This window comes from Mycobacterium sp. TKK-01-0059, from assembly GCF_000709305.1.
Lineage (GTDB): Bacteria > Actinomycetota > Actinomycetes > Mycobacteriales > Mycobacteriaceae > Mycobacterium > Mycobacterium intracellulare.
In genome coordinates this window covers 884,311-906,379 of sequence record NZ_KL446993.1, presented here as the reverse complement: position 1 = coordinate 906,379, position 22,069 = coordinate 884,311, and the positions used below count along the sequence as shown (strand labels likewise).

Annotated in this window: 20 protein-coding genes; 16 read left to right on the top strand and 4 right to left on the bottom strand. The window is 70.6% G+C overall.

From position 1 onward, the window contains the following. The first annotated feature begins 34 nt into the window (after positions 1-34). From eccCb to K883_RS04475, 9 genes are all read left to right on the top strand, one after another. Complete coding sequence (gene eccCb / locus K883_RS04515; RefSeq protein WP_036453825.1) at positions 35-3,724, top strand: type VII secretion protein EccCb; 3,690 nt, start codon at positions 35-37, stop codon at positions 3,722-3,724. Then, entirely contained in the window at positions 3,721-4,950 is a 1,230-nt protein-coding gene (locus K883_RS04510) for a type VII secretion-associated protein (protein ID WP_036455272.1), read from the top strand. Before eccCb ends, K883_RS04510 begins: the two co-directional genes overlap by 4 nt. 43 nt (positions 4,951-4,993) lie before the next feature. Next, entirely contained in the window at positions 4,994-5,311 is a 318-nt protein-coding gene (locus K883_RS04505) for a WXG100 family type VII secretion target (RefSeq protein ID WP_008260234.1), read from the top strand. 9 nt (positions 5,312-5,320) lie between these two features. Next, complete coding sequence (locus K883_RS04500) at positions 5,321-5,623, top strand: WXG100 family type VII secretion target (RefSeq protein WP_086427048.1); 303 nt, start codon at positions 5,321-5,323, stop codon at positions 5,621-5,623. A 262-nt stretch (positions 5,624-5,885) separates the two neighbouring features. Continuing rightward, on the top strand, positions 5,886-6,329 hold the full coding sequence (rplM, locus tag K883_RS04495; RefSeq protein WP_008260230.1) for a 50S ribosomal protein L13: 444 nt from the start codon (positions 5,886-5,888) through the stop codon (positions 6,327-6,329). Between the two features lie 80 nt (positions 6,330-6,409). Further along, the gene (gene rpsI / locus K883_RS04490; protein WP_162288437.1) at positions 6,410-6,865 is read left to right on the top strand and encodes a 30S ribosomal protein S9; all 456 of its coding nucleotides are present in this window, start codon (positions 6,410-6,412) and stop codon (positions 6,863-6,865) included. A gap of 149 nt (positions 6,866-7,014) precedes the next feature. Next, positions 7,015-8,349, top strand: coding sequence for a phosphoglucosamine mutase (gene glmM, locus K883_RS04485; RefSeq protein WP_036453822.1), 1,335 nt, complete (start codon positions 7,015-7,017; stop codon positions 8,347-8,349). A 48-nt stretch (positions 8,350-8,397) separates the two neighbouring features. After that, positions 8,398-8,727 carry a hypothetical protein gene (locus K883_RS04480; protein WP_036453820.1) on the top strand — a complete coding sequence of 110 codons (330 nt, stop codon included), beginning with the start codon at positions 8,398-8,400 and terminating at the stop codon, positions 8,725-8,727. 3 nt (positions 8,728-8,730) lie between these two features. Then, the gene (locus K883_RS04475; RefSeq protein WP_036453819.1) at positions 8,731-10,122 is read left to right on the top strand and encodes a hypothetical protein; all 1,392 of its coding nucleotides are present in this window, start codon (positions 8,731-8,733) and stop codon (positions 10,120-10,122) included. 4 nt (positions 10,123-10,126) lie between these two features. Here K883_RS04475 and K883_RS04470 read toward each other — a convergent pair whose 3' ends face one another. The 4 genes from K883_RS04470 to K883_RS04455 are packed head-to-tail and all read right to left on the bottom strand — an operon-like array spanning position 10,127 to position 12,647. Further along, the gene (locus K883_RS04470) at positions 10,127-11,167 is read right to left on the bottom strand and encodes an LLM class F420-dependent oxidoreductase (protein WP_036453817.1); all 1,041 of its coding nucleotides are present in this window, start codon (positions 11,165-11,167) and stop codon (positions 10,127-10,129) included. A gap of 38 nt (positions 11,168-11,205) precedes the next feature. After that, positions 11,206-11,556, bottom strand: a complete 351-nt coding sequence (locus K883_RS04465) for an ester cyclase (RefSeq protein ID WP_036455270.1) — start codon at positions 11,554-11,556, stop codon at positions 11,206-11,208. A 10-nt stretch (positions 11,557-11,566) separates the two neighbouring features. Next, on the bottom strand, positions 11,567-12,406 hold the full coding sequence (locus K883_RS04460; protein ID WP_036453815.1) for a dienelactone hydrolase family protein: 840 nt from the start codon (positions 12,404-12,406) through the stop codon (positions 11,567-11,569). Positions 12,407-12,449: 43 nt separating this feature from the next. Beyond that, complete coding sequence (locus tag K883_RS04455; RefSeq protein ID WP_008260212.1) at positions 12,450-12,647, bottom strand: Rv1535 family protein; 198 nt, start codon at positions 12,645-12,647, stop codon at positions 12,450-12,452. A 444-nt stretch (positions 12,648-13,091) separates the two neighbouring features. Between K883_RS04455 and glmS the strand changes: the two genes are divergently transcribed. From glmS to K883_RS04420, 7 genes are all read left to right on the top strand, one after another. Continuing rightward, positions 13,092-14,969: a glutamine--fructose-6-phosphate transaminase (isomerizing) gene (gene glmS, locus K883_RS04450; protein ID WP_036453812.1), complete on the top strand. Its 1,878-nt coding sequence runs from the start codon at positions 13,092-13,094 to the stop codon at positions 14,967-14,969. Between the two features lie 109 nt (positions 14,970-15,078). Then, positions 15,079-15,972 (top strand): DUF4436 domain-containing protein, encoded by an 894-nt coding sequence (locus K883_RS04445; RefSeq protein ID WP_014712327.1) that lies wholly within the window; start codon positions 15,079-15,081, stop codon positions 15,970-15,972. Between the two features lie 66 nt (positions 15,973-16,038). Next, positions 16,039-16,749 carry a rhomboid-like protein gene (locus K883_RS04440; protein WP_085976457.1) on the top strand — a complete coding sequence of 237 codons (711 nt, stop codon included), beginning with the start codon at positions 16,039-16,041 and terminating at the stop codon, positions 16,747-16,749. Between the two features lie 66 nt (positions 16,750-16,815). Then, positions 16,816-18,237, top strand: a complete 1,422-nt coding sequence (locus K883_RS04435; RefSeq protein ID WP_036453810.1) for an NAD(P)H-hydrate dehydratase — start codon at positions 16,816-16,818, stop codon at positions 18,235-18,237. 21 nt (positions 18,238-18,258) lie between these two features. Next, on the top strand, positions 18,259-19,641 hold the full coding sequence (locus K883_RS04430; RefSeq protein WP_036453809.1) for a glutamate decarboxylase: 1,383 nt from the start codon (positions 18,259-18,261) through the stop codon (positions 19,639-19,641). 111 nt (positions 19,642-19,752) lie between these two features. Next, complete coding sequence (gene alr, locus K883_RS04425) at positions 19,753-20,928, top strand: alanine racemase (protein WP_036455269.1); 1,176 nt, start codon at positions 19,753-19,755, stop codon at positions 20,926-20,928. A 52-nt stretch (positions 20,929-20,980) separates the two neighbouring features. Further along, positions 20,981-22,030, top strand: coding sequence for an alpha/beta fold hydrolase (locus tag K883_RS04420; protein WP_179945083.1), 1,050 nt, complete (start codon positions 20,981-20,983; stop codon positions 22,028-22,030). Positions 22,031-22,069: the final 39 nt, after the last annotated feature.

Genomic DNA, 22,069 nt, shown 5'->3' with positions numbered 1-22,069 from the left:
TGCTGCCTACCGTCGTCGAACTGGAGGCGATGCGATGACCGAGATGTTGTTGCCCGAGGCACAACAGGCGCCGATCGTGGTCGAGGCGCCACCGGACCTGCCGCCACCGGCGGGGCCCGGCCTGCTGCCCCGCCTGCTGCCGGTGGCGATCTCCGTGGTGAGCATCGGCATCATGGCCGCCGCGTTCGCGTCGGGGACCGCCATGGCCCGCAACCCCGTGTTCCTGGCCTTTCCGCTGATGATGCTGGTCTCGGCCCTGGCGTCCGGGCTGACCGGCCGGGCGCGCCGGCGCGGCGATGGCATCGATGCCGACCGCGGACGGTATCTCGACTACCTGAGTCGGCTCAGCCAATCCGTATCCGAGGTCGCTATGGCGCAGCGCGCGTGCGCCATTCGGCGTCATCCCCATCCCGACACACTGTGGACGTTGATCGGCGGCGCTCGGATGTGGCAGCGCGGACCGGGCGACGCGGACTTCTGCGTCGTGCGGGTGGGCATGGGCCCCCAGCCGCTCGCCCGTCGTTTGGTGGCGCCGGAGCTCGCCGCCGAGGAGCTACGCGATCCGGTCACCGACACGGCGTTGCGCCGGTTCCTCCACGCGTATTCGACGGTCGTCGCGCCGGTGCCGATCGACCTGCGGGACGGATCGCTGGTGACGATCGACGGCGACGCGAGGGCCGCGCGTGGCTTGCTACGCGCGATGATCTGCCAGCTCGCCGTGCAGCATGCGCCCGATCAGGTGCGGGTCGCGGCCGCGGTCAGCGACCCGCATCGCGCCCACTGGGAATGGCTGAAATGGTTGCCGCACAACCAACATCCCGGCGAATCCGACGCGGCCGGTCCGGCGCGGATGGTCTATTCGGATGCCGCGCAGGCGCAGGGCGCGCTCGCGGGCGTTAGGGCGACCCGGGTGGTGGTGGTCGCCGAGCTGGACGAGGGTCCCACCGCGGTCGACGGCGCCAGCACCATCGCGATCGGCGGCGGCAATGACGGTGCGCCGCTGACCATCCGGCAGCCCGGCGAGACCGCGCCGGTTTCGTGCCCCGACCGGATGGAGCCCGTCGACGCGCTGGTGTGCGCCCTCCGGCTGGCCGGGCATCGGGGGAGCGTGGGGCGCGGTGATCCCGGTTGGCCCGGATTGGTCGGTCTGCGCGACGCGCAACGTTTCGACCCGGCGACGCTATGGGGCGGCCAGGCGCGCCGCGACCGCCTGCGCGTCCCCATCGGCACCACCATGCAGGGCGCACCGCTCGAGCTGGACATCAAAGAGCCGGCCGAGGGCGGGATGGGCCCGCACGGGCTCTGCATCGGTGCCACCGGGTCGGGAAAATCGGAGCTGTTGCGAACGATCGCGCTGGGCATGATGGTCCGTAACTCCCCGCTGACGCTCAACCTGTTGCTCATCGACTTCAAGGGCGGGGCAACCTTTCTCGACTATGCGCGAGCGCCACACGTGGCCGCCGTGATCACCAACCTGGCCGACGACGCGCCGCTGGTGAGCCGCATGCGCGACGCGCTGGCCGGCGAGATGAATCGTCGCCAGCAGCTGCTGCGGACGGCGGGCTGCGTCAGCGTCGAGGCCTACGAAGGCGCGCGCCGCAGCGGCGACCCGCCGGGGGCGCTGCCGGCCCTGCCGACGCTGTTCGTCATCGTCGACGAGTTCTCCGAATTGCTCAGCCAGCAACCAGATTTCGCCGACACCTTCGTGGCGATCGGTCGTCTCGGCCGATCCCTGGGCGTGCACCTGCTGCTGGCCAGCCAGCGCCTCGACGAGGGCCGGCTACGCGGGCTCGAGGCCCACCTGTCGTACCGCCTGTGCCTGAAGACGTTGTCCGCCGCCGAATCCCGCACGGTGCTGGGCAATCTCGATGCGTACGAGCTGCCCGCCGCGCCCGGCGCCGGCTTCCTGCGGATCGGCGGCGGCGAACCGATTCGCTTCCAGGCCGCCTCGGTTTCGCAACCGTTGCGGACGGACGCTTCCCCGGACGCGGCCCCCGCCGCGGCGCGCTCGGTCCAGGCGTTCACGACCCGGGTCACCGGCGCGGTCCGCCGCACCCACCGGGCGAACGTGACTTCCCCGCCGGCCATCTACCATGCGGTCCTGGACCGGCTGCGCGGCCAGGGGCCGCCCGCACACCGGGTTTGGCTGCCCCCGCTGGGGCCGGCGCCGCAGCTGCACACCCTGCTGCACGGCGCGGAGCCCACGCCGGCCGGCCTGACCGCCGTCCCCATCGGCCTTGTCGACCGCCCCTTCGAACAGCGCCGAACGCCACTGATGGTCGACCTGTCCGGCGCCGCCGGCAACGCGGCGATCGTCGGTGGGCCGCAATCCGGCAAGTCGACGGCGCTGCGCACACTCATCACCGCCCTGGCGGCCACGCACGACGCGAGCCAGGTGCAGTTCTACTGCTTGGATTTCGGTGGCGGGACGCTGTCGTCGGTGCGGTCGTTGCCGCACGTCGGCGCCGTCGCCGGCAGGGCCGAGTCCCGACTCGTCGGGCGGATCGTCGCCGAATGCGAGTCGGTCGTGCGGCGGCGTGAAGCCATATTCGGTGAGCACGCGATCGGCTCGATCGCCGACTATCGCCGGCGGGCCGCGGCCGGCGTCGCCAACGATGATCCGTTCGGCGACGTCTTCCTCGTCATCGACGGCTGGGCTACCGTGCGCCAGGAATTCGAGACGCTGGAGGCCTCGATCACCGCCCTTGCGACCCATGGGCTTTCGTTCGGTGTGCACGTGGTGTTGTCGGCGTCGCGCTGGGCCGACGTCAGGCCGTCGCTGCGGGATCAGCTCGGCACCCGCGTCGAGTTACGGCTCGGCGATCCCGCCGACTCCGAACTGGACCGCAAGGCCGCCGCGCACGTCCCGCACGACAGCCCGGGCCGGGGGCTGTCCCGGGACGGGCTGCACATGGTGGTCGCAAGGCCCGTAGCCGAGGTGCTCGCCGGTAACTCGGTTGCGCCGCCGTTACCGCTCTTGCCCGATCACGTGGACCTCGAGACCTTGGTGCGCGGGTCGGGGGCCGAGCTTCGCGCCCGAGTGCTACTCGGCCTGCGAGAGCGCGAACTGCGCCCGGCGGCAATCGATTTCGATGGTCAGCCGCATCTGGTGATCCTCGGCGACAGCGCGTGCGGGAAGACGGCGACGCTGCGTACCTTGTGCCGTGAGCTGGTCCGGACGAAGACCGCCGCGCAAGCGCAGCTGTTGATCGTCGACTTCCGGCGCACGCTGCTCGGCGTGGTCGAGTCGGAGCATCTCCGCGGGTATGCGATGTCACCGGCCGCGTTGGCCGCGCTGCTGCCCGACGTGCTCGCCCTGCTGAGCGCACGAATGCCGCCGCCCGACGCGAGCCAGGCCGAGTTGCGCAGCCGCGCGTGGTGGTCCGGGCCGCAGATCTACGTCGTGGTCGACGACTACGACCTGGTCGCCACGCCGACGGGAAATCCGCTGGGACCGATCACCGAATTCCTGCCCTATGCACAAGATTTGGGATTGCACCTCGTCGTCGCCCGCCGCGGCGCCGGGGCGGAACGCGCGATGTTCGAGCCTGTGCTCGCGGCTCTGCGTGACCTCGGTTGCATGTCGCTGATGATGAGCGGATCTCCCAGCGAGGGCGCGCCGTTCGGCCGCGCTCGGCCGGCGCAATTGCCGCCGGGTCGCGGCTTGCTGACCAACCGTACCGGCGACGAAGACCTCGTCCAGGTGGCTTGGAGCCCGCCGTGAGCGAACACCGTCCGATCATCGAGGCCGGGCCGGGCACAATCCGCCGGTTATGTTGTGGCACAGGAACGATCGACGAGGGCGAGACGGCCGACGTCATCCGGTCCGCCCTGGACGCGATCGACGACCAGGTCACGCTGGTGGGGGAGCGGCCGGTAACCGTCGACGCGTTGTGGGAGGCCGCGCTACGGACGGCAACCTGCGGAACCGCCGCCGGCATGGTCGTCGTGCACCCGTCTTGGTGGTCCTCCCCGCGCGTGGGCGTGGTGACCGCGGCCGCCGCGAGGGTGGCCGGTGGGGTGCGGGCGCGCCCGCGATCGTGGCTGCTGACGCGGGCGTCTCGCGCGGAACCGACGGTGGCGGTGGAAATCGCCGAGCGGCTGGTGGCGGTCACCGCGAGCGAGGTCGCCGCCGTACCGCGCAACGCCGACCCCCAATCCGTCGCCGAAGCCGTCGCGGCTGTCATCGACGGCGCGGCCCCCGCGTCCGTGCTGATCGACACCCCGAGCACGGTCGCCGGGGCGTCGGCGCTGGCGGCGTCGATCATCCACGCGCTAGGCGGGAGCGGGCCGTCGGCACCAAGTGTGCTGGAAATCAACGATATTCGCTTCACGCGGCTTGCGCGGGCGACCATCCCGCAGCGCCCGGTGCCGTCGGGGGCGCGTCCCACCGCCCGCCCGTCGCGGGTGCGGGCCCTGGGCACACTGGGGGCCGCCGCCATCGTCGTCGCCGCGGCGGCGCCGGCTGCGATGGCGCCGGACCGGCCCGGCGGGGTGTCCCCGACGCGAGTAGAGGCCACGCCCACGACGTTTTTGCTGGAAGGCCGGGTGGCGCTGTCGGTCCCGGCGACATGGCCGACGCGACGGGTGGTCACCGGGCCGGGCTCGGCGCGGGTGCAGGTCACGTCTCCGGCCGATCCCGAGGTCGCGCTGCACATCACCCAGTCGCCGGTGGCCGGCGAGACGCTCAGCGGCACCGCCGAACGGTTGAAACGCGCGATCGACGCCGAGCCCGCCGGGGTGTTCGTCGACTTCAACCCGTCCGGCACCAGCGCGGGCCGGTCGGCGGTGACCTACCGCGAGGTGCGCCCGGGTCATGAGGTGCGCTGGACGGTGCTGCTCGACGGTCCCGTGCGGATCAGCGTCGGATGCCAGAGCAGACCCGGCGACGAGGGCGGGGTCCGCGATGCGTGCGAGCAGGCGGTCAGATCCGCCCACGCGATCGGATGACAATTCGTGGAACCGAACGGCGGTTGCCACGGTCGTAATAGGTATGGCTGCACCAAACCCACTGAGCGCCGACGTCGACCTGATGCGGTCGGTGGCGGGCACCACCGACGCGCGCAACGAGGAAATCAGGGCAATGTTGCAGGCGTTCATCGGCCGGATGAGCGGCGTGCCGCCGTCGGCGTGGGGCGGGCCGGCGGCCACGCGCTTCAAAGACGTGATCGATCGCTGGAACGCCGAGTCGGTGCGCCTCTACCACGCCCTACACGCCATCGCCGACACCATTCGGCAGAACGCGGCCACCCTGCAGGAGGCCGGCCAAAGCCACGCCGACCGCATCGCCGCCGCCGGCGGAAACCTGTGAGGAGGAAAGATCCCCGTGGATTCGGTGTTGTCCTACAACTTCGGTGAAATCGAATACTCGGTGCGCCAGGAAATTCACTCGACATCGGCCCGTTTCAATGCCGCGCTCGACGAGCTGAGAGCACACATCGCGCCCTTGCAGCAGCTCTGGACCAGCGAAGCGGCCGCCGCCTACCAGGCCGAGCAGGTGAAATGGCACCAGTCGGCGACCGCGCTCAACGAGATGCTGGCCGCGCTCGGAAACGCGGTCCGCGACGGCGCGGACGAGGTGGCCAACGCCGACCGCCGCGCCGCCGGCGTGTGGGCGCGGTAGCGGCCGACGAGACACCGCGCGGCCTGGCCGCGCGTGAGACTGTGTGGTCCTGACGGAGGAGAGCCGTCGGGACCACACAGTCATTTTGACCTGCGGGGATGGCGGTCGGTAAGCTGCTCCGTTGGCGTGCGGTACGCCAGGGCCTCGGGTCAACGTCGGTCGCCGAGACCAAGCCCTTACCGCGGACGCCTGACCGGCACCCGGTCACACCGGGATCCACAGCCTCGGAACCGAGGCTCGCAGAGAAAGAGTGGTAAGCGCTGTGCCTACGTACACGCCAAAGGCGGGTGACACCACGCGGTCGTGGCACGTCATCGACGCCACGGACGTGGTGCTTGGCCGCCTTGCCGTCGCGGCAGCCAACCTGCTGCGCGGCAAGCACAAGCCGACGTTCACCCCCAACGTCGACGGCGGTGACTTCGTCATCGTCATCAACGCCGACAAGGTCGCCTTCAGCGGCCAGAAGCTGGACAAGAAGCTGGCGTACCGCCACTCGGGGTACCCCGGCGGTCTGAGCAGCCGCACCATCCGCGAGCTGATGGCCAAGCACCCCGACCGCGTCGTGGAGGACGCGATCGTCGGCATGCTGCCCAAGAACAAGCTCGCCCGGCAGATCGCGCGCAAGCTGCACGTCTACGCCGGCCCGACCCACCCCCACGTCGCACAGCAGCCCGTTCCGTACGAGATCAAGCAGGTGGCCCAGTGACCGAAACGCCCGAGGGCCTTCAGAACCCAGAGAACCCGGACAACCCAGAGACCGCAGAGGAAACAGTGGCCGTCGCCGAGGTGACCGAAGCCCCGGTCGAGGCCTCGGAGACCGCCGACGTCGCCGCGCCCGCCGAGCCCTACGTGTTCGAGCGGCCCATCCAGACCGTCGGCCGCCGCAAGGAGGCCGTGGTGCGGGTGCGGCTGGTGCCGGGCACCGGCCAGTTCAACCTGAACGGCCGCACCCTGGAGGGCTACTTCCCCAACAAGGTGCACCAGCAGCTCATCAAGGCCCCGCTGGTCACCGTGGACCGGGTGGAGAGCTTCGACGTCTACGCCCACCTGCACGGCGGCGGCCCCTCGGGGCAGGCCGGCGCGCTGCGCCTGGGCATCGCGCGGGCGCTCATCGTGGCCTCGCCGGACGACCGTCCCGCGCTGAAGAAGGCCGGGTTCCTCACCCGTGACCCGCGCGCCACCGAGCGCAAGAAGTACGGCCTGAAGAAGGCCCGCAAGGCGCCTCAGTACAGCAAGCGCTGATCGGCCGTCGCTTTCCGGCCACAACTTGGCATCGCGGTGCACAAGTTGTGGCCGGTTGCGGCGTGTCTGCGCCCACCCGCGCCCCGTTTCGGCCACAAAGGAACGGGCACGTTAGGTGCTAGCCCGACAACTGTGAGAGGTTTGTTCGCATGGGTCGACTATTCGGCACCGACGGTGTCCGTGGGGTCGCCAACCGCGAGTTGACCGCCGAGCTGGCGCTGGCGCTGGGTTCCGCGGCGGCGCGGCGTCTGGCGAGCGCGTCGGCGCCGGGTCGCCGCGTCGCGGTGATCGGCCGCGATCCGCGGGCCAGCGGCGAGATGCTGGAGGCCGCGGTGATCGCCGGGCTGACCAGCCAGGGCGTCGACGCGCTGCGGGTGGGGGTGCTGCCCACCCCCGCGGTGGCCTACCTGACCGGCGCCTACGACGCCGACTTCGGGGTGATGATCTCCGCCTCCCACAACCCGATGCCCGACAACGGCATCAAGATCTTCGGGCCCGGCGGCCGCAAGCTCGACGACGGCACCGAGGACCAGATCGAAGCCCTCGTCGGGGATCCGGGGCCGCGCCCGGTCGGAACCGGCATCGGGCGGGTCGTCGACGCCGAGGATGCGGCTGACCGCTACCTGCGTCACCTGAGCAAGGCCAGCACGCTGCGCCTCGACGGGCTGACCGTGGTGGTGGACTGCGCCCACGGCGCGGCCTCGGCGGTGGGCCCGCGCGCGTACCGCGCGGCCGGCGCGCGGGTGATCGCGATCAACGCCGAGCCCAACGGGCTCAACATCAACGACAACTGCGGCTCCACGCACCTGGATTCGCTGCGCGCGGCGGTCGTCGCGCACCGCGCCGACCTGGGTCTGGCGCACGACGGGGACGCCGACCGGTGCTTGGCCATCGACGCCGACGGCAACCTCGTCGACGGCGACCACATCATGGTGGTGCTCGCGCTGGCCATGCACGAGGCCGGCGAACTGTCCTCGCGGACGCTGGTGACCACCGTGATGAGCAACCTGGGGTTGCATCTGGCCATGCGTTCGGCCGGAATCACGGTGCGCACCACCGGCGTCGGCGATCGCTACGTCGTGGAGGAACTGCGGGCCGGCGACTACAGCCTGGGCGGCGAGCAGTCCGGGCACATCGTGATGCCCGCGCTGGGCTCGACCGGCGACGGCATCGTCACCGGGCTGCGGCTGATGAACCGGATGGCGCAGACCGGCTCGTCGCTGGCGCATTTGGCCTCGGCCATGCAGACGCTGCCGCAGGTGTTGATCAACGTCACGGTCGCCGACAAGGCCACGGCCGCCGCCGCGCCGTCGGTGCAGTCCGCGGTCGGGCAGGCCGAGGCCGAGCTGGGCGACACCGGTCGAATCCTGTTGCGCCCGTCGGGAACTGAGCCCATGATCCGCGTGATGGTGGAGGCCCCCGAAAAGGAGATCGCTGCGCGGATCGCCACCCGGGTCGCCGATGCGGTCAGCGCCGCGCACTGATCCCGCAGCGCCGGGAACCCCGACCCGCCTACCGGCGTCGGATTAGGCATGAAATTCGTTGGGGGAACACGGCCTGTCGCCGCTGCCCGCGCCCAGATCGACGCGTCGGCCACGCACCGGGTCGCTAACCAATTCGCCATGGCCGCGGAATTTCTCGACCGCGCGGTCAGCGATCACCTGGCCAGGCTGGCCTTCGGCGGGGCCTGCGCCGGGCGGGCGCACACCGCGCGCGGCGACGCGCTCCGCGTCGAGTTGGTGCGCCTGACGCAGCAGGTGACGCAGTGGTCGCGCGCGTCCTCCGAGATCGCCGCCGCCCTGCGGTCCAGCGCGGAGCGCTACGCCGACGCCGAACTGTATGCCGCGGCGCGGATCGCGTAGCTCGTGGCCGACCGGTTGGACGTGGACGCGCGCCTCGCCGAGGGCCGGGTTGCCGTCGAGCACACCCAGACCTACGTGCATGCGTCCCACGCGCTCGGCTACCAACATCCCGACCTGACAGCGCATCCCGCGCAGATCCGGGAATGGTATGCGAGCGAGGACGGACTCGACCTGCGCGCGCTCGACCGTGACTGCGCGGAGCTGCGGGCCGCCGGCGTGGTGGCCGCCGAGGCGCTGCGCATGCAGCGCGCCCAGGTGGCCGAGCTGGCCGCGGCGTGGCAGGGCGCGGGCGGCGACGCCGCGGTGCAGCTGTTGCAGCGGCATTGCGACAGCGCGGACGCGGTCGTCGGCGAACTGCGCGCGGCGGCCCAGCGATGCGAGTCGCTGCGCGACAACCTGTGGCACCTGGTCGATTCGAAAGTCGCGACGGCCATCGCCGTCGACGACCGCGCGCAGGCGCAGCGGCCGGCCTGGTTGGCCGCCGCCGCCGCGGTCACGGCCGGGGACCGGCGGGGCGCCGAGGATGTGGTGCGGCATCAGGTGATTCCCTACGTGGACAACGACATTCGTAACGACTGGCTGGCCGCGATGCGGTCCACGTCGGACGGGGTCCAGACGTCCTACGCCATGGTGATCGACAGGGCCGCGGCCGCCCCGGCGGCGCGGTTCGAGTTTCCCGGTGATCTCGGGGCGGGCGTCGTTCCGGTGCAGCTCGCCCCGCCGGTGGCCGCCGAGTCCGCACCGCGGGTGGACGACCCCGCGGCGACGGTGGCGGCCGCGGCGCCGGCGCCGGTCGCCCCCTTGCCGGCCCTGCCGGCGCCGGTCGCGGGCTGGGGTAGCGGCCTCGGTGACGCGTCGGGGTGGCCCGCCGAAAGCTTGGGCGATCTGGGCGGGCTCGGCAGTGGGCTCGGCGGCGGCCTCGGCAGCGGTGGGCTCGGCGGCGGCCTCGGTAATGGTGGGCTCGGTGGGGGTGGCGGCGGTCTTCTCGGGCTCGCCGGCAGGATCGTCGACGCGATGGGCGATCTGCTCGGGTCGGCGGGCGACGGGTCGGATGGCGCGGCCGTCCTCGGCGATTCGGCGGACGGAAACGCGTTCGACGAGAACCCTTTTCACGCCGAGGATCCGACTGACGCGGAGGGCACGGAGGACGCGGGCGATGTCGAGGACGCGGTCGAGGACGCCGCCGAACCCGCCGAACCCAGCGGGCCGGAGCCCGATCAGCAAGCCCAACCGGTCGACGTGCCGCCACCGGGCGAGACCCCGCCACCGGCCGAGCCACCGGCCGAGCCGCCGGCTCCCGCGGCAGCGCCGGCCGCCGATCCCTCACCCGCGGCGGGCGAGGGGTCGACGCCGTGCGAGATTGCCGCGGACCAGCTTCCGCAGGCCGGGCAGTGACCGCTCAGGGCCGCAGTTGCAGGGCTTCCTCGACGAAGCGCATGGACTCGTCGCGATCGGTGGCCTGCGGGCTCAACAACAGCGTGGTCACCCCGGCCTCGGCGAAGGCGGCCATCCGTTCGGCCACATACCCGCGCGGCCCGATCAGCGACATGCCCCGCACCAGCTCGTCGGGCACGGCGTCGATGGCCTCCTGCTTGCGGCCGGACAGATACAGCTCCTGTATCCGGTCGGCGACCTCGCCGTACCCGTAACGCGTCGCCAGATTGTGGTAGAAATTGCGGCCTTTGGCGCCCATCCCGCCGATGTAGAGCCCGAGCTGCGGCTTGACCCAGGCCAGCCGCTCGTCGACGTTGTCCCCGATGGCCAGCGACGCGTGCACCATGACGTCGAGCGGACCCAGCGCGGGATCGCGTTTGGCGGCGCCGACGGCCAGCGGCTCACCCCAGATCGACGCGGCCTTGTCCGGAAGATAGAAGACCGGCTGCCAGCCCTCCGCGATCTCGGCGGTGAGCTCGACATTCTTGGGACCCAGCGCGGCGATGCTGATCGGAATGCGTTCGCGCACAGGGTGGTTGATGAGCTGCAGCGGCTTGCCCAGACCCGTTCCGCGGTCGGCGGGCAGCGGCAGCTGGTAGTGCTTGCCGGCGTACTGCACGCGCTCGCGGCGCCACACCTTGCGGCAGATCTCCACGATCTCGCGGGTGCGCCCGAGCGGGGCGTCGAACGGGACCCCGTGAAAGCCCTCGATCACCTGCGGCCCGGAGGTGCCGATGCCGAGGCGGAATCGCCCGTCGGACACGAAATCCAGGCCCGCGGCCGTCATCGCCAGCAGCGACGGCGTGCGGATGTAGAGCGGAAGCACCCCGGACGCCAGTTCGACCGTGTTGGTCTTGGCGGCCAGGTATCCCAGCTGGCTGATGGCATCGAACGAATACGCCTCGGCCACCACCGCGACCTCGATGCCGGACTTTTCGAGTTCGACGACGCGGTCCACGGCTTCGTGAAAGCCGCCCGAATAGTTGAGAGCGATCCCGATTCGCATCCATGACACTTACCACGCGCCCGTGCGGGACCGGGCGCTCAGCCCGCGGAAGTGCCCGTCCAGTACTCGGCGAACCGCCGGCCGTCGGCGGCCAGGCGCAGGATGTCGTTGCCGGTGAACGAGACCGGGCCGTGCGGGCCGTGGCCGGTGCCCACCCAGCGCCCGGCCACCAGCTCACCCTCGGACAACGGGCCGACCTGGATGGCGAAGCTCAAGTCCGAGAACATGTTTCGTGTCTGCTCGATGATCTGCGCGAGCGCGTCCGGTCCCTGTACCTCCCGGCCGGGCCAGTGACCGACGAAGTCGTCGGTGACCAGCTCGGCCGCGACCGGCCGTCCGTTCCAGAGTTCGGTGATCCAGCGGCCGTACAACGCGTGCGCGCTCGACATCAACTCCACCTCACTTCAGCAGGGCGACGATCTTTTCTTCCAAGGGAATCGCCTCGGCCTCGGGATCGATGGCGTCCGTCCCGGGCAGGTGCACGTCCGGGTCGGCGAAATCGCGATACCTCTTGTCGCCGCCGAGCGTGTAGAGCAGGTAACCGGTCAGCAGCGCCCGAACCGACCGCTGGGTACGCCGGTGCGGGCCGGGCAGGCCGAGCACCGTGGCCAGCCGCCGACCCTCCACCAGCCCGCCGGGCTCGGCCTTGCTGACGATGCGCAGCGTCGCCGGCTTCCACGCCTCGGCAAGCGCCAGCGCGTTGGAGTTCAACGTCGTCCGATCACCCGGCGCGGTGAAGATCAGTCCCGGCACCTTGAGCGTCGCGGCGGGCTGCTGGGCCGGCGGGCTGGTGACGCTGGGGAAAATCGCCGCCACCGCCGCGAGCTTGGCGGGCATTCCCGCGGCGGCGAATACCGCGGCCGAGCCGCCGAAACCATGACCGACCACGCCGAGCTTGGCGGGATGCACGCTGATCTTGCCCGGCCCGAGGCGCACACCCGACACGATGTCCAGGGCGGTGCCCAGATCGAAGGCGAAGTTCAGCACCGAGGGGGCCACACCCCGCTGGGTGTCGGGAGCGCCGGCCACGATCCCCCACGACGCCAGATGCTCGAGCAGATTCGAGTAGCGGGCGGCGCCGGCCAGCCACTCGTGGCCGAACGCCACGCCGGGCAGATTCAGGCCCTCCTCCGGGGTGTACACCACACCCGGCAGACCGGCAAAGGCCAGGTCACCCCGCAAAACCCGGTGCGGACCACGGCGGTGCAGAGCGGCGACGAGCTTGCGGATGCGGGCCACGCGTCGACGTTAGCGCATCCCAATCGCGCGCCGGCGCAGATGACTAGGCCGTGACCTCGATGACCCCCGCCCGCCACAGCGCCGCGTAGAGCTGGTGCAGCGTGGCGGTGAGCACGTGGGTGGTCAAGTCCATCAAGGCGTTTCCGGAGCCCGCGGACGGGTGCCGGCGTGGCCGGGCGGCGTGCCCGGGGGCCGGCGCCGAGGGGGCGGGCACCACTTCGTCGTACCGAACTGCGGTCATGATTGCCTCCTCATGGCGCACGGTTGTCGGTCGGAGCAAGTTACGCATTTCAATGCGACCCGCTGCACAATTCCCGGTGAACAACCATCGACGGCTGAATTCATGTGTCGACAAAAACGGGAATCGAGGTAGCCAGAAACTCCGGGCAGCCCCACGCAGCTCGTCCTTCGGTCGGTGACGATCTTTGCTGACAATTTCGAATGCTAGAGGTCCTCATCCCGGGGGCGATGACGTGAACGAAAACGTCGCGCGCACATCAGATGAAAGAATTTCCGCCGGTTATGACGGTGACGTGAATGGCTGGGGGCTGGGCGGATTGGTCCAGGACGTCCACCCGAGGCCGTCCCAGTAGCGGTGCCCGGGCACGCCTTCGGCGCAGGTGGGCGGCCTAACCATAGCGCCGGATTGCGGGTTCGGTGTGCCGCCTGCACTACCCTGGTCAGAATGTGCGGAATCGTCGGCTATGTCGGGCAGCAGCCCGCCTGTGACGTCGTCATGGCCGCGCTGCGCCGGATGGAGTACCGCGGGTACGACTCGTCGGGCATCGCGCTGGCGAACGGCAGTGGCCCCTCGGCAGGCACCCTGACGGTGAGCCGCCGCGCCGGCCGGCTGGCCAACCTGGAAGAGGCGGTCGCCCAGATGCCGCGGCACTCGCTGACCGGCACCACCGGCCTGGGCCACACCCGGTGGGCCACCCACGGGCGCCCCACCGACCGCAACGCCCACCCGCACCGCGACGCCGCCGGCAAGATCGCGGTGGTCCACAACGGCATCATCGAGAACTACGCGAACCTGCGCCACGAGCTCGAGGCCCAGGGCGTGGAGTTCGCCAGCGACACCGACACCGAGGTCGCGGTGCACCTGGTGGCGCAGGCCTACCGCCACGGCGAGACCGCCGGCGATTTCCCCGCGTCGGTCCTCGCGGTGCTGCGCCGCCTCGACGGCCACTTCACGCTGGTGTTCGCCAACGCCGACGACCCCGGCACCATCGTCGCCGCCCGCCGCTCCACCCCGCTGGTGCTCGGCATCGGCGACGGCGAGATGTTCGTCGGCTCCGACGTCGCGGCCTTCATCCCGCACACCCGCAACGCCGTCGAACTCGGCCAGGACCAGGCCGTGGTGATCACCGCGGACGGCTACCGGATCACCGACTTCGACGGCAACGACGATGTCGAATACCGCGAGTTCCATATCGATTGGGATCTGGCCGCCGCCGAGAAAGGTGGCTACGAGTACTTCATGCTCAAGGAGATCGCCGAGCAACCCGCCGCCGTCGCCGACACCCTGCTGGGCCATTTCGTCGACGGCCGGATCGTGCTCGACGAGCAGCGGCTCTCCGATCAGGAACTGCGCGAGATCGACAAGGTGTTCGTGGTGGCCTGCGGCACCGCGTACCACTCCGGGCTGTTGGCGAAGTACGCGATCGAGCACTGGACGCGGCTGCCGGTCGAGGTGGAGCTGGCCAGCGAATTCCGTTACCGGGACCCGGTTTTGGACCGCAGCACCCTGGTGGTCGCCATCTCGCAGTCCGGCGAGACCGCCGACACGCTCGAGGCTGTGCGGCACGCCAAGGAGCAGAAGGCCAAGGTGCTGGCGATCTGCAACACCAACGGCTCGCAGATCCCGCGCGAGTGCGACGCGGTGCTCTACACCCGCGCCGGCCCGGAGATCGGGGTGGCGTCGACGAAGACGTTCCTGGCGCAGATCACCGCCAACTATCTGGTCGGCCTGGCGCTGGCGCAGGCGCGGGGCACCAAGTACCCCGACGAGGTCGCGCGCGAGTACCACGAGCTGGAAGCCATGCCGGACGTCGTCGCGCGGGTCCTCGCGACGATCAAGCCGGTGGCCGCGCTGGCCTACCAATTCGCCCAGTCGCCGACGGTGCTGTTTCTGGGCCGCCACGTCGGCTACCCGGTGGCGCTGGAAGGTGCGCTCAAACTCAAGGAACTGGCCTACATGCACGCCGAGGGGTTCGCCGCCGGCGAGCTCAAGCACGGCCCCATCGCGCTGATCGAGGACGATCTGCCCGTCATCGTCGTCATGCCGTCCCCCAAGGGGTCCGCGGTGCTGCACGCCAAGTTGCTGTCCAACATCCGCGAAATCCAGGCGCGCGGGGCGATCACCATCGTGATCGCCGAGGAAGGCGACGACACCGTGCGTCCCTACGCCGACCACTTGATCGAAATCCCCTCCGTGTCAACGCTTCTGCAGCCCCTGCTGTCGACGATCCCGCTTCAGGTGTTCGCCGCGTCCGTGGCCCAGGCGCGCGGCTACGACGTGGACAAACCGCGCAACCTGGCCAAGTCCGTCACCGTCGAGTAGGCAGCGCGCACCGCTTCGCGCGTATCGGCGACGGACCCGCGGCCGATCCATTACATTGCCCTGGGAAGCATTTCGGCCAGCTGGTCACGGCGTCCGTGCGGGAGGAAGTATGCGATCGGGCGGCATCAGATACGTCGTCGTGGGCCTCGTCGTGCTCATCGTCGCGGCATACATCGGGTCGATCATGATGTACGCCCAAGGCGATGCCGTCCGGCGTCTGGACGGCATAACCCCGGTCGTGAGCGCCGACGAGCCCTCGGCGACGATCAACGTCGAAGAGATCCAGTCGAACTACAGCGTGCTCGCCGTCAACCTCGCCTTCAATCCGGGATCGGCGTTGCTGGATCCGAAAACCCACCATCTCAAAGAGGATCTCAGCCTCCGCGTCCGATCCTCGGCGATGCCGTCCCGGCACACCTGGACCAAGGGCATGCTCCCCGGCCTGATGTCGGTCCCGCTGACCATCGCCGGGCAGATCGAACGCTGGCCGTTCGACCAATACCGCTCGGGGCTGATCGAAGTCGAGATCTTCTACGGCCCCGACACCGACCGCGCGCCCGCACACGTGCCCGTCACGTTCGTCGACCACCTCTCGGGGTGGCAGCTCACCGCGACCAGGCCCCAGGCGGACGGCCCCTACCGGCTGCAACTGCGGCGGTCGCTGAGCACCGCGGCGTTCGCCATCGTCATCCTCGGCGTGCTCATCACGATCGCCAGTCTGGCTGTGTTCGTTGCGGTTCAGACCGCGCGGGACCGGCGGCCGTTCCAGCCACCGATGACGACCTGGTACGCGGCAATGCTGTTCGCGGTGGTTCCGCTGCGAAACGCCCTGCCCGGCTCACCACCCTTCGGCAGCTGGGTCGACATCACCGTCGTGATCTGGGTCCTGGTCGCGCTGGTGGCCTCGATGGTGCTCTACATCGGCTGCTGGTGGCGACATTTGACACCGCCGGCGCCCGCCGCCGCGCCACCGGCCGAGGTCCCCGCGCCATCGGGTAGCTGAGGGGTGGCGGCGTGTTAGCCGCCGAAGTCGTAGGGGCGCGGCGCCCCGCGTGCGAAGGTTGATGTCGTGGCGCCTGCATCGGTTCGAGCACGAGTGCGCAGCATGACGCTGGCGGTGTGGCATTTCGTCAGCACCGCGCCGCTGACCTACGGCTGGCTGTTGGTGCTGATGGTCACGACGATCATCCAGAACCATCTCACCGGCCGGCAGTTGCACTCGGTGTTGTTGCACCGCTCCACCAACATTCACGAGTTGGGCAAGGATCCACTCCACGTACTGTTTTCCAGCCTGCTGTGGATCGACGGCAAAAGCTTCGAGCCCTACCTGCTGCTGTTCACGCTGTTTCTCGCGCCGGCCGAGCATTGGCTCGGTCAGCTGCGCTGGCTCAGTGTGGGATTGAGCTCTCACATCCTGGCCACCTACATCAGCGAGGGCATCCTCTACTTCGCGATCGAGGAACGCGATGCGTCGCAACGCCTCGTGCACGCCCGCGACATCGGGGTCAGCTATTTCCTCGTCGGCGTGATGGCCGTGCTGGCCTACCACATCGCCCGGCCCTGGCGCTGGGGCTATCTCGGGGTGCTGTTCATCATCTTCGGCTTCCCGCTGATCACGATGGACCGCGTCGACCTCGACTTCACCGCGATCGGGCACTTCGCCTCGATCCTCATCGGCCTGTGCTTCTACCCGATGACCCGCACCCGGTCCCGGCGCAGCCGGCAATTGAGTCCCGCGCGACTCAAGGCCATGGCGCGCCGCAGCGTGCCCCCGAGCTGATGGCGGGCCGCGGCGAAAGATGGTGGGCGCCAAGCCCCCGCGACGGCGACACGTAATCTGGCTCTGATGCGGCATTACTACTCCGTAGACGCGATCCGCCAGGCCGAGGCGCCGCTGCTGGCCAGCCTGCCGGACGGCGCCCTGATGCGGCGCGCGGCCTACGGGCTGGCCGCCGAGATCATCGGCGAGTTGGCGGCCCGCACCGGCGGGGTGAGCGGGCGACGGGTGTGCGCGGTCGTCGGCTCCGGAGACAACGGCGGTGATGCGCTGTGGGCGGCCACCTTCGTGCGCCGTCGTGGCGCGGCCGCCGACGCGATCCTGCTCAACCCCGAGCGCACCCACCGCAAGGGGCTGGCGGCGTTCCGCAGGGCCGGCGGCAGGATCGTCGAAAGCGTCTCGCCCGCAACCGATCTCGTCATCGACGGGGTGGTGGGCATCTCCGGCTCGGGGGCGTTGCGGCCCGCCGCGGCCGAGGTGTTCGCCGCGGTCGATGACGCGGGGATCCCGGTGGTTGCCGTCGACATCCCCAGCGGCATCGACGCGGCCACCGGGGCCACCAGCGGCCCCGCCGTGCGCGCCGCGGCGACCGTCACCTTCGGCGGGCTCAAACCCGTGCACGCGCTCGGCGAGTGCGGGCGGGTGCGGCTGATCGACATCGGCCTGGACCTGCCCGCCACGGACGTGCTGGGCTTCGAGGCCGCCGACGTGGCGGGGCGCTGGCCGGTGCCGGGACCCCACGACGACAAGTACACCCAGGGTGTCACCGGGGTGATGGCCGGCTCGTCGACGTACCCGGGTGCGGCCGTGCTGTGCACCGGCGCCGCCGTCGCGGCGACCTCCGGGATGGTCCGCTACGCCGGCAGCGCGCACCGCGAGGTGCTCGACCACTGGCCCGAGGTGATCGCCTCGCCCACCCCCGCGTCGGCCGGGCGGGTGCAGTCCTGGGTCGTCGGGCCGGGATTGGGCACCGACGACGCCGGGGCCGCGGCGCTGTGGTTCGCGCTCGATACCGACCTGCCGGTGATCGTGGACGCCGACGGGCTGACCATCCTGGCGGCCCATCCCGAACTGGTCGCCGAACGCACCGCGCCGACGGTGCTGACCCCGCACGCGGGTGAATTCGCCCGCCTCGCGGGTAACCCCCCCGGTGATGACCGGGTGGGTGCGTGCCGCAAGCTGGCCGACGCGTTCGGCGCCACGGTGTTGCTCAAGGGGAACGTCACGGTCGTCGCCGATCCGGGCGGTCCGGTCTACCTCAGCCCGGCCGGGCAGTCCTGGGCGGCCACCGCCGGTTCCGGCGACGTGCTGGCCGGCATGATCGGCGCGCTGCTGGCGGCGGGCCTGCCGCCGGGGGAGGCGGCCGCGGCCGCGGCCTTCGTCCACGCGCGCGCGGCGGCGAGCTCGGCCGCCGACCCCGGCCCCGGCGACGCGCCCACCTCCGCGTCGCGCATGGTGCCACACATCCGAGCCGCCCTGGCCGCCCTGTAGACCTATCGAGAGGATTCCCCAGTGCCACAACACCCTTCGCTGCCCACGCACTCCATCGCCCCCGCCTACACCGGCCGGCTGTTCACCGCGCCGGTCCCCGCACTGCGGATGCCCGACGAATCAATGGATCCCGACGCCGCCTACCGCTTCATCCACGACGAGCTGATGCTCGACGGGAGCTCGCGGCTGAACCTGGCCACCTTCGTCACCACCTGGATGGACCCCGAGGCCGGCAAGCTGATGGCCGAGACGTTCGACAAGAACATGATCGACAAGGACGAGTACCCGGCGACCGCGGCCATCGAGCAGCGCTGCGTGTGCATGGTGGCCGACCTGTTCCACGCCGACGGCCTGAACGACGCCGACCCCTACAGCGCGTGCGGGGTGTCCACGATCGGCTCCAGCGAGGCGGTGATGCTCGGCGGGCTGGCGATGAAGTGGCGGTGGCGCGCGAAAATCGGCAAGGACTGGAAGGGCCGCACCCCGAACCTGGTGATGGGGTCCAACGTCCAGGTGGTCTGGGAGAAGTTCTGCCGCTACTTCGACGTCGAGCCCCGCTACCTGCCGATGGAGGAGGGGCGCTACGTCATCACCCCCGAACAGGTCGTCGACGCCGTCGACGAGAACACCATCGGCGTGGTGGCGATCCTGGGCACCACCTACACCGGCGAGCTGGAGCCGGTCGCCGACATCTGCGGCGCGCTGGACAAGCTGGCCGCCGGCGGCGGTGTGGACGTCCCGGTGCACGTCGACGCCGCCAGCGGCGGGTTCGTGGTGCCCTTCCTGCACCCCGAGCTCAAGTGGGATTTCCGGCTGCCCCGGGTGGTGTCGATCAACGTCAGCGGCCACAAGTACGGACTGACCTATCCCGGCGTCGGGTTCGTGGTGTGGCGCAGCAAGGAGTACCTGCCCGGCGACCTGGTGTTCCGGGTCAACTACCTCGGCGGCGACATGCCGACCTTCACGCTGAACTTCTCCCGCCCCGGTAACCAAGTGGTCGGCCAGTACTACAACTTCCTGCGGCTCGGCCGGGAGGGCTACACGAAGGTCATGCAGGCGCTGTCGGGGACGGCGCGCTGGCTGGGCGAGCAGTTGCGGGTCAGCGAGCACTGCGAGCTGGTCTCCGACGGCTCGGCGATCCCCGTGGTCGCGTTCCGGCTGTCCAAGGACCGCGGCTACACCGAGTTCGACGTCTCCCACGAGCTGCGGACCTACGGCTGGCAGGTGCCCGCCTACACCATGCCGGACAACGCCACCAACGTGTCGGTGCTGCGCATCGTGGTGCGCGAGGGCCTGTCCGCCGACCTGGCCCGGGCCCTGCACGATGACGCCGTCTCGGCGCTCAGTTCGCTGGACAAGCTCCGGCCCGGCGGCCACTACGCGGATCAGCACTTCGCGCACTGAGGTGGTGGCGCCGCGCCGTCGAGCGTGGAGTTGTCGCGCCGATCACGCCGAAATCTCGCCAACAAGTCCACGCTCGGCGGCGGGTGGCGCGGTTCTGGGACAATGGCGCCCATGACCGGGCGGGCCGCTACGCCGATATCCCTGACACCGGGCCTCCTCGCCGAGGCCCTGGTGGACCTCGGCGCCATCGCGCACAACGTGCGGCTGCTGTGCGAGCAGGCCGGCGGCGCGCAGGTGATGGCCGTCGTGAAGGCCGACGGGTACGGTCACGGAGCCGCCCAGACGGCGCGCGCCGCGCTGGCCGCGGGGGCCGCCGAGCTGGGTGTGGCCACCGTCGACGAGGCGCTGGCGCTGCGCGCCGACGGCGTCCGCGCGCCGGTGCTGGCCTGGCTGCACCCGCCCGGCTTCGACTTCGCGCCCGCGCTGCTGGCCGACATACAGATCGCCGTGTCGTCGGAGCGCCAGCTCGACGAGCTGCTCGACGCCGTGCGCCGCACCGGCCGGACCGCGACGGTCACCGTCAAGGTCGACACCGGGCTGAATCGCAACGGCGTACCGCCGGAGCACTACCCGTCGATGCTGACCGCGCTGCGCCGCGCCGTCGCCGAGAACGCCATCGTGCTGCGCGGCCTGATGTCGCACATGGTGTACGCCGACCAACCCGCCAACCCGGTCAACGACCTTCAGGCCCAACGGTTTACCGAGATGCTCGCCCAGGCGCGCGATCAGGGCGTGCGGTACGAGGCCGCGCACCTGTCGAACTCGTCGGCCACGATGTCGCGGACCGACCTCGCCTTCGACATGGTGCGCCCCGGCATCGCGGTGTACGGGCTGAGCCCGGTGCCCGAGCTCGGCGACATGGGACTGATTCCCGCGATGACGGTGAAATGCCCAGTGGCACTGGTGAAGTCGATTCGTGCGGGCGAGAGCGTGTCCTACGGGCACACCTGGACCGCGCGGCGAGACACCACCCTCGCGCTGCTGCCGGTGGGCTATGCCGACGGCGTCTTCCGGTCCCTGGGCAACCGCCTGGAGGTGTTGATCAACGGCCGGCGCCGACCGGGGGTCGGGCGGATCTGCATGGACCAGTTCGTCGTCGACCTGGGACCCGGCCCCACCGATGTCGCCGAGGGCGACGAGGCGATCCTGTTCGGGCCCGGTCGAAATGGCGAACCCACCGCGCAGGATTGGGCGGATCTGCTCGGCACCATCCACTACGAAGTGGTGACCAGCCCCCGCGGGCGGATCACCAGGACCTACCGCGAGGCGCGAACCATTGAGCCCTGACGGAACCCGCAGGCGCTACAGGGGCAGGGCATGGCTTGCGGGTGGTGCGGGGCTGACGGCCATCGCCACGATCATCGGAGCCTCGGCCCGCCGCTCGATCACCCAACGCGCCACGGTCGAAGACCCTTACGCCCACGAGGATTTCAACCGGCTCGAGGACGACCGCGGCCTGGTGGTGACCACGCCCGACGGGGTGCCGCTCGCGGTCCGCGACGCGGGCCCCGCCGACGCGCCGCTGACGCTGGTGTTCGTGCACGGATTCTGCCTGCAGATGGGGGCCTTCCACTTTCAGCGGACCCGGCTGCCCGACCAGTTGGGCCCCGACGTGCGCATGGTCTTCTACGACCAGCGTGGCCACGGCCGATCCGGCGAGGCCGAGCCCGAGACCTCCACGCTGACCCAGCTCGGCAGGGACCTGCAGACCGTGCTGAACGAGGTGGTGCCCCGCGGAATGATCGTGCTGGTGGGCCACTCGATGGGCGGCATGACGGTGTTGTCGCACGCCCGCCAGTTCCCCGAACAGTACGGGCGCCGAATCGTGGGCGCCGCGCTGATTTCCTCGGCGGCCGAAGGTGTGGCGAGATCACCACTGGGCGAGATCCTGAAAAACCCTGCGCTGGAAGCGGTCCGGGTCGCAGCGCGGTCCGCGCCGAACCTGATGCACCGCGGCCGCAACGTATCCCGCTCGCTGATCGGCCCGGTGCTGCGCGCCGCGTCCTACAGCGATCTGCAGGTCAGCCGGAGCCTGGACGCGTTCTCGCAGCGGATGATGAACAGCACGCCGATACCCACCATGGTGGGGTTTCTGGACGCGTTGGAAAAGCACGACGAAACCGCCGGGCTGTGGACACTGCTGCGGGTCCCGACCCTGATCGCCTGCGGGGACCACGACCTGCTGACCCCGGACGAGTATTCGCGAAAGATGGCCGCCAGCCTGCCGCGGTCCGAGTTGGTCATCGTCGTCGGCGCGAGTCACCTGGCGCTGCTGGACAAGCCGGAGGCGATCAACGGCGGCCTGGTGCGGCTGGTCAGGCGCGCCACCCCGACCAAGGCGGCGCTGCGGCTGCGGCGGATACGGGAAAGGCTGTGGCGTCGTGGCTGAGTTTGATGGCGGCGACCCGCCGCGCCCGGCTGCGCCGCG